We start from the raw sequence: 12,971 nt of genomic DNA, 5'->3' as shown, positions 1-12,971 counted from the left end.
CTGTGAGCGCTGATTATTAACTGGATATGATATAAAAGTAATACCCACAAAAATATTCTACATATTCGCAGATACCTCCAATTTTGACTACTTTCTATTATGCATTGTTGACAAACTTTAACGTTCATAGTAACGAAACAAGGAAAAGCAATAGTTCTGGATCCAGGCCCAATGAGCTAGAGGCCATCTTGGTAGTCAGCGATCGCATTCCAAAAATACATTTTATCTCACATTAGGCGATTTTTGTCAAGTTTTATATTAAGAAAGATTTTGATAAGCTATAGTTGAAGTAAAGAAAGATACGATAAATAGGGATGAATGCAGTTTTGCTATATATAGCTTATGATTACAGCATTATTCTAGATATTCCTACTACAATTAGTCTCTTTACATAAGTTCTCATCAGTACTAAGCTAAAAATATAAGGAAAATTTTTGTTCATACATAACACTTTTGTGATTGAAACTTGATAAGTTTTCCTTCAACTAAAGAGTTAACTATTTTCTTTTTAGGGCTTTACTAGTTAGAGGAGTTAGGCAGTAACACTATGTATAGTGCATTTTTGATCATTATTTGAAATACATTCACTATCATTAATTAGTGTTTTCGCGTAAGTCCTTCATCCTGAATGTTGCCCATAGTTATAAAGTTATTGGTTTTTTATGAAAGTTACATCAGAGTGTATCAAAAGTAATTACGATAAAAGTAATGCCGTTGAACATTACCTATCTAAAGATCGTCGTGATGGTGTAAAAGTTGAGTGGGAAGAGCCATTTTCTTGTTCGGTTTTTAAGAAAGCGATTAGGTTGTCCCATAAAATTAAAAAAGATAAGCTAAAAGTTCTTGATATAGGATCCGGCACAGGGGATGGATATGAGTTGCTTAAAAAGCTCTTCAAGGAATATAAGGAAATTAGTAATTATCAACTAGAATATCTTGGCATTGATATTAGCCCCCAAATGGTGAAGGCGGCTAATGATTTGTACGCAAAAGAAAATCATGTTAGGTTTAAGTGTGAAGATATTCGTCACAGCAACATTACTGATTTTTTTGATGTATATCTTTCCTGTGGAGTTCCTTACTCTCATTTGACTAACGATGAGCTTTACCAAGCCATCAAAACAATTGTTACTAATGTTCGCAAGTATAATTCCAGGTGTGCGGTAGTTGTAGATGTATTGGGACGCTACAGCATTGAGTGGACACCTAAATGGAATGAAACTCGTTGGGACTACTCTATGAGCTTTTTTGAGAGCGAAGGACATGCGGAACCTACATGGATGAGTTTTTACTCCCATGATGATTTGCAAAATATTATGCAGAAGGCAGCTGATGCTGTTGGCTGTCCTGTTGAGAGATTTCAGTTTTTCGATCGCTCAATTATGGTGGGGCGTCATACTTCTACAGGACAATTTAACCCAAAATTACCGAATTATCGTAATTTGATTAACAGTTTAATGGAGCCTGGTGAAGAGACAGAGTTGAATAAGCTGATTTTTCAAGTGGAGTTGACAACTGCACCAAAACATATTTTGGAATTCTTTGAAAAATTCTCCGGTTGGTGGAATTTATTAGTGAGTCAGGCAGGGGCTATCTTAGGTGAGTCTATAGAGGTGGAACTTGTTGACTTGCCTCAAGAGGTTCAAGGGTTTAAGGCGGAACTTGATAAAGAGTTCCAACAGATTTCTGGAAAAGACGCCCGCCGACAAAAAGTTGAGCTCATGTTGGCTCAAGTATTGCAAAAATTGGAGGCAACACAGCAACCAGGTTATGGTGTTGGTCATGATCTGTTTGGGGTAATGTGGTTAGATGCTAGGGGACTTGATAGTTAAATAAGAACTTACTATACTTATTGAAACTTACACATATATATGGATTTTGTCGCAGTATTAATAATAAGCGAAAACTATATGAATAAGTAGCTTGAAGCTTCCTTGTAATTTTGTTGCTTGAAGAGAAAAGATAAGTTAAAACTGGGGTCAGTGGCATAAGGGTGAAACCAGGAAGCTAGTTCCAAAGTTTATGCAATTTCTAATTATATAAGTTTGGGTAATTCTAGTTAATGGGACTCTAACTTTTTGGGAAGGCTTAAGTTAACTAATTTTGTGATCAGGGAAGATGTTTGAACTATTGCTTGCTATAATTAGCTAGGAAAAAGTTCTTCTTTAGGAACACTAGTAAATAAATAGTTTTTATAGCCACAATGGCTGACCCCATAACAAAGTCTTTCAAACCTTTCTATAACTGCTAATATATAGTTAGTCAAGTTTAATAGGGTATTAAAAAGTATGTCTCACTAAAAGAGGCGGCAGAATATTATGGTGCTAGTATCAGCAGTCTTAGACGATGGGATAAGGGAGGAAAGTTTGCAGCATCAAAACTCCAGGAAATTAACGGCTATTTTATATTGATGAAAAAAATCCTCAAACTAAGCTTATTATCTGATCGCTTATGCAAGAGTATCTAGTCATAGCTAACAAGATGACTTTGATCAACAAATTGAGTTTCTACGGGTAAAGTACCCAAATGCTGATGTTGTTTCAGAAATTGGAAGTGGGCTCAATTTTAAACGGTGTAAGTTCCTGAAAATATTGGAACGCATAAGTGTAGGGGAGATTTCAACCCTTGTGCTCCCTTACGCTAAGAGCTCGGTTAAATTTGGATTTCTATTTATTGAATGGTTGTGTGAGCACTTTTGGAGGTCAATGTGCTGGTTCTCAATGAGATCAGCTTATCTCCAGAGGCAGAAATGGTTGAAGATATCTTGTCTATTCTCTATTGCTTTAGTTCAAGGCTTTATGGGTTACAAAAACACGAAAAATAAATTTCTCAAGTTATTTAAGATAACGCTTCTGAACCGAAGTTAGAGTTTGAAACCCAATAGTTTCTGGAAACTTAGGGTTTTTCTTTGTGACAATAAGCGATCGCTCATACTGTAGATAGTTATTACAACTATTACTAAATATTCTTATAGCTCATAAGATTTTTATTATAGCAAGTTTTAAGTCTTGCTGTCAAGGGTTTCAGCTAATTAAGTTTAAAGCTGATAACTACAAGAAAAACAGTTATTCTAATAGCTTAGGGATGTACCTGACCTTTACTATTGGGTATATTCTCTTTGCTGCTCAAGAAAATAGAAGTTGTGTTGTTTAATTTATTTTAATTTATTGATGTTATGGTAACGTCTTTTTTAATCACTAATGATGATGGTATTGACGCTCCTGGAATTCGTGCATTACATAAGGCACTATCCCAAGTGACTTCGGACCGCATTGTTATGGTTGCACCGAAACACCACCAGTCCGGCTGTGGCCATCAAGTCAATATCCGCACAGTTATACCAGTAGAATGGCGTTCTGAAACTGAGGTGAGTGTTGATAGTACGCCGGCTGACTGTGTTCGTTTGGGGGTAAACTATCTGTATGATGATATCAATTTTGTGGTCTCTGGAGTTAATAGCGGCTGTAATATGGGCTCGGATATTTATCCTTCTGGAACTATTGCAGCGGCTAGAGAGGCTACAATACATCGAATTCCAGCGATCGCTTTTTCTCATTTTAAGAGAAATGACTGGGAAATTGACTGGGAAAGAGCAATACAGTGGACGGTGATGGTCTTGAAGAAGTTATTAGCTGAACCACCTGAGGAAGGAACTTTATGGACGGTTAATTTTCCCCACCTTGAACCTGATGCACCTGAGCCTGAAATGGTTTTTTGTCGCCTCTGTAACCGCCCTCTACTTACAGAATTTGTTAAAAAAGAGAACGGATATCTTTATGTGGGATACGATCTTAACCGAAAGTCTGATCCAGGGACTGATGTTGATGTGTGTTTATCGGGAAATATTGCTATAGCTAAGGCTCGCTTATGGTGACATCCTTCCCGGCTGCTGTGTAACCTTAAAAAATTAGCTGTAGCTTTGATGGGAGTTGATATTGACTTCTGCAACCTAAAATTTGCTACCTAAAACTTGCTACCAAAAACTTGCCGCCTAAAATTTGCTACCTAAAACCAAACACTAAAAACTAAAAACTAAAAACTAAAAACCAAAAACCTGCCGCCTAACACTTTTTCAAACTACCTAAAACCAAAAACTAAAAACTAAAACCAAAAACCAAAAACTAAAAACTAAAAGTCTGATCCAGGGACTGATGTTGATGTGTGTCTATCGGGAAATATTGCTATAGCTAAGGCTCGCTTATGGTGACATCCTCCCCGGCTGCTGTGTAACCTTAAAAAATTAGCTGTAGCTTTGATGGGAGTTGATATTGACTTCTGCAACCTAAAATTTGCTACCTAAAACTTGCTACCAAAAACTTGCCGCCTAAAACTTGCTACCTAAAACCAAACACTAAAAACTAAAAACTAAAAACCTAAAACCAAAAACCTGCCGCCTAACACTTTTTCAAACTACCTAAAACTAAAAACTAAAAACCTAAAAACTAAAAACCTAAAACCTAAAACCTGCCGCCTAACACTTTTTCAAACTACCTAAAACCAAAAACTAAAAACTAAAACCAAAAACCAAAAACTAAAAACTAACTGATGTTGGAGTGTGTTTATCGGGAAATATTGCTATAGCTAAGGCTCGCTTATGGTGACATCCTCCCCGGCTGCTGTGTAACCTTAAAAAATTAGCTGTAGCTTTGATGGGAGTTGATATTGACTTCTGCAACCTAAAATTTGCTACCTAAAACTTGCTACCTAAAACCAAACACTAAAAACTAAAAACTAAAAACTAAAAACTAAAAACCAAAAACCTGCCGCCTAACACTTTTTCAAACTACCAAAAACTAAAAACTAAAAACTAAAAACTAAAAACTAAAACCAAAAACCAAAAACCAAAAACCTGCCGCCTAACACTTTTTCAAACTACCTAAAACCAAAAACTAAAAACTAAAACCAAAAACCTAAAACCAAAAACCTGCCGCCTAACACTTTTTCAAACTACCAAAAACTAAAAACCAAAAACTAAAAACCTAAAACCAAAAACCTGCCGCCTAACACTTTTTCAAACTACCAAAAACTAAAAACTAAAAACTAAAAACTAAAACCAAAAACCAACAACCTGCCGCCTAACACTTTTTCAAACTACCAAAAACTAAAAACTAAAAACTAAAAACTAAAAACCTAAAACCAAAAACCTGCCGCCTAACACTTTTTCAAACTACCAAAAACCAAAAACTAAAAACTAAAAACTAAAAACCTAAAACCAAAAACCTGCCGCCTAACACTTTTTCAAACTACCAAAAACCAAAAACTAAAAACTAAAAACTAAAAACCTAAAACCAAAAACCTGCCGCCTAACACTTTTTCAAACTACCAAAAACCAAAAACTAAAAACTAAAACCTAAAACCTAAAACCTAAAACCTAAAACCTGCCGCCTAACACTTTTTCAAACTACCAAAAACTAAAAACCAAAAACTAAAAACTAAAACCAAAAACCAACAACCAAAAACCTGCCGCCTAATACTTTTTCAAACTACCAAAAACCAAAAACTAAAAACTAAAACCAAAAACCAAAAACCAACAACCTGCCACCTAACACCTTTTCAAATTTTAGATCAGTTATTATAATATGTTAGTCAAAACTATATTCTAAATTCAGTTGACTTCCATGGACGAATTTTCTCCAGATGACCACTCTTTATTTCCCCAGGAACCAGATGAGACATCCCTAAATGTCCACTATCTCCCTGGGGCTGACTCGAACCCTGAAGTTACAGACCCGATGATACAAGGTGCCTGGGGTGAGGTTCGTGACGAATTGGCTGATTTTATCTTGGCTCCTGAGTTCGATGACTATATTAAGACGGCTTTTGGTGAAACTGTGGACCCGGAGCTGGCAAAAGAGCAAATAAAGGATGTTTTGACTGGGGAAAATTTGCCGGAGGTTATTATGTTGCCCGCGGCAGATATGGAGCCGGCGGTGGGTGCCTATGATCCTTTGACTGATTCAATTTATTTGGCTGATTCTTTATTGCCTGATACTGATGGGGCAGAATATGGGGTTTTGGTGGATGTGCTGTTGGAGGAGTTGGGGCATTTTTTGGACTCTCAGTTGTCTGACTCGGACTCCCCTGGAGATGAGGGTGAGTTATTGGCTGGTTTGGTGAGGGGTGAGGAGTTGACTCAGTTTCAGGTGATGATGCTTCGGGGTCAGGATGATCGGGTAGATATTTGGGTCGGGGGTGTTGAGGTTGAGGTTGAGGCTAGTGAAAAGGTTGATTTTGAGAAGGTTGATGATTTTTTGGTGGGAGATGAGCCTCGGTCATTAGTAGTAGGAGACTTTAATAGAGATGGCATTCCTGATCTGGCTGTGGCGAACAGGGCTGATGACGACGTATCAGTGTTATCAGGAAATGGTGACGGTAGTTTTGGTTCAGCTACTAATTTTTTTGTGGGAGATAGACCAGAGTCACTAGCAGCAGGAGATTTTAATGGAGATGGTATTCCTGATCTGGCTGTGGCAAATGCTGGTTCAGACAACGTATCAGTTTTATCAGGAAAAGATGACGGTAGTTTTGCTCGACGTACTAATTTTCCGGTGGGAGACGAACCAAGATCAGTAGCAGTAGGAGATTTTGATAGAAATGGCATTCCTGATCTGGCTGTGGCGAACAGAGACTCAAACAATGTATCAGTGTTATTAGGAAATGGTGAGGGTAGTTTTGGTTCAGCTACTAATTTTCTGGTGGGAGACGAACCAATATCAGTAGCAGTAGAAGATTTTAATGGAGATGGCATTCCTGATCTGGCTGCGGCGAACTTCTTTTCAGACAATGTATCAGTGTTATCAGGAAAAGGTGACGGTAGTTTTGGTCCAGCTATTAATTTTCCGGTGGGAGAGACACCTACCTCAGTAGTAGCAAGAGATTTTAATGCAGATGGCATTCCTGATCTGGCTGTGGCGAACAGAGACTCAAACAATGTATCAGTGTTATCGGGAAAAGGCGACGGTAGTTTTGGTTCAGCTACTAATTTTCCGTTGGGAGGCGGACCTTTTTCAGTAGCAGTAGAAGATTTTAATGGAGACGGCACTCCTGATCTGGCTGTGACGAACTTCTTTTCAGACAAGGTATCAGTGTCATTAGGAAAAGGTGACGGTAGTTTTGGTTCAGCTACTAATTTTCCGGTGGGAGACAGACCTTTCTCATTAGCAACAGAAGATTTTAATGGAGACGGCATTCTTGATATGGCTGTGGCGAACTGGTTGGATGGCAACGTATCCATCCTGATCAACAAAAACCCTATAACCATCATTCCCAACATCACTATCTCGGACACCAAGATCACCGAAGGCAACATAGATAAAACCGCTAAATTCACGGTCACTCTAGACAACCCCACAAACGCCATAGTCAAAGTCAACTACACCACAGCCAGCCAAACCGCAAAAGTCAACCAAGACTACAAAATTACTACAGGCACTCTGACCTTTCGACCAGGAGAAACGAACAAAAACATAACAGTTCCCATCTTGGGAGATAAGCGAGACGAACCCAAGGAAAAATTCGGGCTAAAACTGAGGAGCCCCCAGAATGCGAATATCAAAGATGGGGAGGCTACGGGCACTATCGTTGATAACGACCCACTTCCCCAAATATCTATCGGCGATGCCAAAGTTACGGAAGGAAACCGAGGTCAGAAAAACATGGAATTTGAAGTGAAATTAAACAACCCCAGCGGGAAAACAGTGAGAGTAAATTATGGAACCCAAGAGGGCAGCGCCAAGTCAGGAAAAGATTTTCGAAATCAAAGGGGAGTCCTGACATTCAAGCCAGGGCAGACGGAAAAGATAGTGAATATTCCCATTTTGGGAGATAGGGTTGATGAAAATAACGAGGAGTTTCAAGTCAAACTCAGCCGTGCCAGAAATGGAAAATTGTCAGATAAAACAGCGGTCGGCAGAATTATTGATAATGACGACCCACTTCCCCAAATATCTATCAGGGACGCTAAAGTGACGGAAGGAAACAGGGGTAAGAAACAGATGAAGTTTGAAGTTGAGCTCAACAGCCTGAGCACGAAAACAGTGAGGGTAAATTACGCTACAGTAGATGGCAGCGCGAAGTCAGGAAAAGATTTTCAAAATAAAAGGGGAGTGGTGACATTCCAACCAGGGCAGAGGAAAAAGATAGTGAATATTCCTATTTTGGGAGATAGGGTTGATGAAAATAATGAGCAGTTTCAAGTCAAACTCAGCCGTGCCAGAAATGGTAGGTTGTCGGATAACAACGCGATCGGCAGAATTATTGATAACGACGAAGGGGTTCCCAAAGATTAGATAATTCCCCAAATATCCATCAGGGATGCCAATGTTACTGAAGGAAACAAGGGTGAGAAAAGTATGAAGTTTGAGGTCAAGTTAGATAATAGTAGCAGTGAAGTGGTGAAGGTTAATTATGAGAATGTTGGCGGTTGAAGGTATCAGCTTTCTGAGGTTTGAGCTGAGGTCTAAATAAACATAATTTCCTAATATTATGTTCGGCAGCATCATTCGTGTAAAACCAGGCTGGGAACTGCGGCCTGCCTCCTAAAACTTGCAACCTAAAACCTAAAACCTGCTACCTAACGTCGGACTTACCAAATTATCTATTGAGCTTATTTATTATTTCCCAGTTTTTTTCTGAGGGTAAAAAGCTACTTAGTTCATTTTTATTTTGGTCATAAATATAATATTATTCACATCTAAAATCAAAAATCAAAAACCAAAAACCAAAAACTAAAAACCTGCCACCTAACACCTTTTCAAATTTCAAGTCAGCTATTATAATATTTAGTCAAACTATACTCTAAATTTCCCATGGACGAATTTTCTCCAGATGACCATTCTTTATTTCCCGAGGAACCAGATGAGACATCCCTAAATGTCCACTATCTCCCTGGGGCTGACTCGAACCCTGAGGTTACAGACCCGATGATACAAGGTGCCTGGGGTGAGGTTCGTGACGAATTGGCTGATTTTATCTTGGCCCCGGAGTTCGATGACTATATTAAAACGGCTTTTGGTGAAACTGTGGACCCGGAGCTGGCAAAGGAGCAGATAAAGGATGTTTTGACTGGGGAAAATTTGCCGGAGGTTATTATGTTGCCGGCGGCGGATATGGAGCCGGCGGTGGGTGCCTATGATCCTTTGACTGGTTCAATTTATTTGGCTGATTCTTTATTGCCTGATACTGATGGGGTTTTGGTGGATGTGCTGTTGGAGGAGTTGGGGCATTTTTTGGACTCTCAGTTGTCTGAGTCGGACTCCCCTGGAGATGAGGGTGAGTTATTGGCTGCTTTGGTGAGGGGTGAGGAGTTGACTCAGTTTCAGGTGATGATGCTTCGGGGTCAGGATGATCGGGTAGATATTTGGGTCGGGGGTGTTGAGGTTGAGGTTGAGGCTAGTGAAAAGGTTGATTTTGAGAAGGCTCGTAATTTTAAGGTGGGAGACGGACCATATTCAGTAGCAGCAGGAGATTTTAATGGAGATGGCATTCCTGATCTGGCTGTGGCGAACTTTTCTTCAGACAACGTATCAGTGTTATTAGGAAAAGGTGACGGTAGTTTTGGTTCAGCTACTAATTTTCCGGTGGGAGACGGACCTGCGTCAGTAGCAGCAGAAGATTTAAATGGAGATGGCATTCCTGATCTGGCTGTGGCGAACGACGGGTCAGACAACGTATCAGTGTTATCAGGAAAAGGTGACGGTAGTTTTGGTTCAGCTACTAATTTTCCGGTGGGAGACCGACCTGTGTCAGTAGCAGCAGGAGATTTTAATGGAGATGGCATTCCTGATCTGGCTGTGGCGAACTATCGGGATGACAACGTATCAGTGTTATTGGGAAAAGGTGACGGTAGTTTTGGTTCAGCTACTAATTTTCCGGTGGGAGGCCGACCTTTGTCAGTAGCAGTAGGAGATTTTAATGGAGATGGCATTCCTGATCTGGCTGTGGCGAACTGGGTCGATGACAACGTATTAGTGTTATTAGGAAAAGGTGACGGTAGTTTTGGTTCAGCTACTAATTTTCCGGTGGGAGACGGACCTATCTCAGTAGCAGTAGGAGATTTTAATGGAGATGGCATTCCTGATCTGGCTGTGGCGAACAGGTGGAATGACAACGTATCAGTGTTATCAGGAAAAGGTGACGGTAGTTTTGGTTCAGCTACTAATTTTCCGGTGGGAGACGATCCGTTTTCAGTAGCAGTAGGAGATTTTAATGGAGATGGCATTCCTGATCTGGCTGTGGCGAACGGTGGCGATGACAACGTATCAGTGTTATCAGGAAAAGGTGACGGTAGTTTTGCTCGACGTACTAATTTTCCGGTGGGAGACGGACCTGCGTCAGTAGCAGCAGAAGATTTAAATGGAGACGGCATTCCTGATCTGGCTGTGGCGAACTATTGGGATGACAACGTATCCATCCTCATCAACAAAACCCCCATAACCATCATCCCCAACATCACCATCTCCGACACCAAGCTCACCGAAGGCAACACAAATAAAACCGCCAAATTCAACGTCACCCTAGACAACCCCACAACCACCACAGTCAAAGTCAACTACACCACAGCCAACCAAACCGCCCAAGTCAACCAAGACTACAAACTCACCAAAGGCACTCTGACCTTTCGACCAGGAGAAACGAACAAAAACATCACAGTTCCCATCTTGGGAGATAACCGAGACGAACCCGAGGAAAAATTCCGAGTCGATCTGAGCCGCCCCCAAAATGCCAACATCAAAGATGGGAGAGCTACAGGCACCATCGTTGATAACGACCCAGTTCCCCAAATATCCATCGGCGATGCCAAAATTACCGAAGGAAACCGAGGTCATAAAAACATGGAGTTTGAAGTCAAATTAAACAACCCCAGCGGGAAAACAGTCAAAGTAAATTATGGAACCCAAGAGGGCAGCGCTAAGTCAGGAAAAGATTTTCAAAATAAAAGGGGAGTCCTGACATTCCAACCGGGGCAGACCAAAAAAATAGTGAGCATTCCCATTTTCGGAGATAGGGTTGATGAAAATAACGAACAGTTTCAAGTCAAACTCAGCGGTGCCGAAAATGGAAATTTTTCAGACAACACAGCAGTCGGCAAAATTATTGATAACGACCAAGTTTCTCAAATATCCATCAGCGATGCCAAAACTGTTGAAGGCAACAGAGGTCAGAAAAATATGGAATTTGAAGTCAGACTCAACAACCCCAGCAGTCAAACAGTCAAAGTAAATTACACCACAGTAGATGGCAACGCGAAATCAGGAAAAGACTATCAAAAGAAAAGTGGAGTCGTGACATTCAAACCAGGGGAAACCAAAAAGAGCATCAATATTTCCATTTTGGGAGATACTTTTTATGAAAATACCGAATTATTTGAAGTCAAACTCACCAGAGCCCAAAATGCAGAGTTGCCAGCAGACCCCAGAAAACAATATGGTGCAGCCATAATTCTTGATAACGACGAACTTCCGAAAATATCTATTGGTGATGCCAAAATGACCGAAGCAAATAGGGGTAAGAAAAATATGGAGTTTGCAGTCAGGTTGAACAACCCCAGCGACCAAACAGTCAAAGTAAATTATGCTTCAGTAGATGGCACCGCGAAGTCAGGAAAAGATTTTCAAAGCCAAAAGGGAGTGGTGACATTCAAGCCGGGGGAGACGAAAAAGACTGTCAATATTCCCATATTAGGAGATACTCTGGTTGAAAATACAGAGCAGTTTCAGGTCAAACTCAGCCGTGCCAAAAATGCGGAGTTGTCAGACAGCCAGGCAGTAGGCAGAATTCAGGATAATGATCAGCCGCCTCAAATATCTATCAGTGATGCGAAAGTGACGGAAGCAAATAGGGGTGAGAAAAATATGAAGTTTGAGGTCACGTTAGATAATAGTAGTGCTCAAACAGTGAAGGTTAATTATGAGACTATTAATGGTAGCGCTAAGGCGGGAGAAGATTTTCAAAAGAAAAAGGGAGTCCTGACTTTTAAACCAGGGGAGAGGAAAAAGACTGTAAATGTTCCTATCTTGGGAGATCTGGTTGATGAAAATAACGAGAACTTTCAGGTCAAACTCAGTGATGCCAAAAATGGTAAGTTGTCAGATGAAAAGGCAGTAGGCAGAATTATTGATAACGACATTTCTCCGCAAATATCCATCGGCGATGCTAGGGTGACTGAAGCCAACAGGGGTGAGAAAAATATGAAGTTTGAAGTCAAGCTAGATAATAGTAGCAGTCAAACAGTGAAGGTTAATTATGAGACTATTAATGGTAGCGCTAAGGCGGGAGAAGATTTTCAAAAGAAAAAGGGAGTCCTGACATTTAAACCAGGGGAGACGAAAAAGACTCTGAATGTTCCCATTTTAGGAGATACTGTTTATGAAAAAAATGAGAAATTTCAGGTCAAACTCAGTGGTGCGAAAAATGCTAAGTTATCAGATGCAGATGCAAAAGCAGTCGGTATTATTCGAGATAACGAAAAACCAGTGCCGGAGGTTTTCAAAGATGCTGTTGATATGGGAGTTCTGGAGTTAAAGCAAACCTCTAGCAGAGATAATATTGGGTTTCCCGTCGGGCCAGTAGATCGGAATACAGAAGATTATTTTCGTTTTGAGGTAGAAAAAGAAGGTTTAGTGACTATTTTTGTAGATAGCTTTATTCAAAATTTGGGAATTGAATTATATGGGGAAGATGAGAGTTTTTTAAATCAGTCAAATGAAGAAGATATTGCCATAGAGAAAATCCAAACTACTCTGGAAAAGGGTGTTTATTATTTGAAAGTTTTCTCCATTGGAAGTGGTCGGACTGACTATAATGTGAGTATTAACATTGTTGAAAGTTAATAAGTATCTGTTTTTCAAATTTTAATTTCTAATTTTTAATTAATGAGGCGATCGGCACTCTAATAAATTATCTAAAATCTAAGTCGGTGGCCAACAAAATTTCAATAAACATAATTTAATAATATCATATCCGGTAGCATC

The 12,971-nt window shown here is 39.9% G+C and carries 4 protein-coding genes; all 4 read left to right on the top strand.

Features of this window, described 5'->3' with window-relative positions; all coding sequences use genetic code 11:
• Positions 1-662: 662 nt before the first annotated feature.
• The 4 genes from TERY_RS08305 to TERY_RS25040 all read left to right on the top strand — a co-directional run bounded on the left by TERY_RS08305 (position 663) and on the right by TERY_RS25040 (position 12,830).
• Positions 663-1,832, top strand: a complete 1,170-nt coding sequence (locus TERY_RS08305) for a methyltransferase domain-containing protein (protein WP_011611410.1) — start codon at positions 663-665, stop codon at positions 1,830-1,832.
• A 1,343-nt stretch (positions 1,833-3,175) separates the two neighbouring features.
• The gene (surE, locus tag TERY_RS08300) at positions 3,176-3,874 is read left to right on the top strand and encodes a 5'/3'-nucleotidase SurE (protein ID WP_011611409.1); all 699 of its coding nucleotides are present in this window, start codon (positions 3,176-3,178) and stop codon (positions 3,872-3,874) included.
• Between the two features lie 1,744 nt (positions 3,875-5,618).
• The gene (locus TERY_RS25045; protein WP_011611408.1) at positions 5,619-8,288 is read left to right on the top strand and encodes an FG-GAP-like repeat-containing protein; all 2,670 of its coding nucleotides are present in this window, start codon (positions 5,619-5,621) and stop codon (positions 8,286-8,288) included.
• A 519-nt stretch (positions 8,289-8,807) separates the two neighbouring features.
• A complete protein-coding gene (locus tag TERY_RS25040; RefSeq protein ID WP_011611407.1) occupies positions 8,808-12,830 on the top strand; it encodes a Calx-beta domain-containing protein in 4,023 nt (1,340 codons plus the stop codon).
• Positions 12,831-12,971 lie beyond the last annotated feature (141 nt).

It is taken from the genome of Trichodesmium erythraeum IMS101, from assembly GCF_000014265.1.
Classification (GTDB): Bacteria; Cyanobacteriota; Cyanobacteriia; order Cyanobacteriales; family Microcoleaceae; genus Trichodesmium; species Trichodesmium erythraeum.
This window is presented reverse-complemented; position numbering and strand designations above follow the sequence as displayed.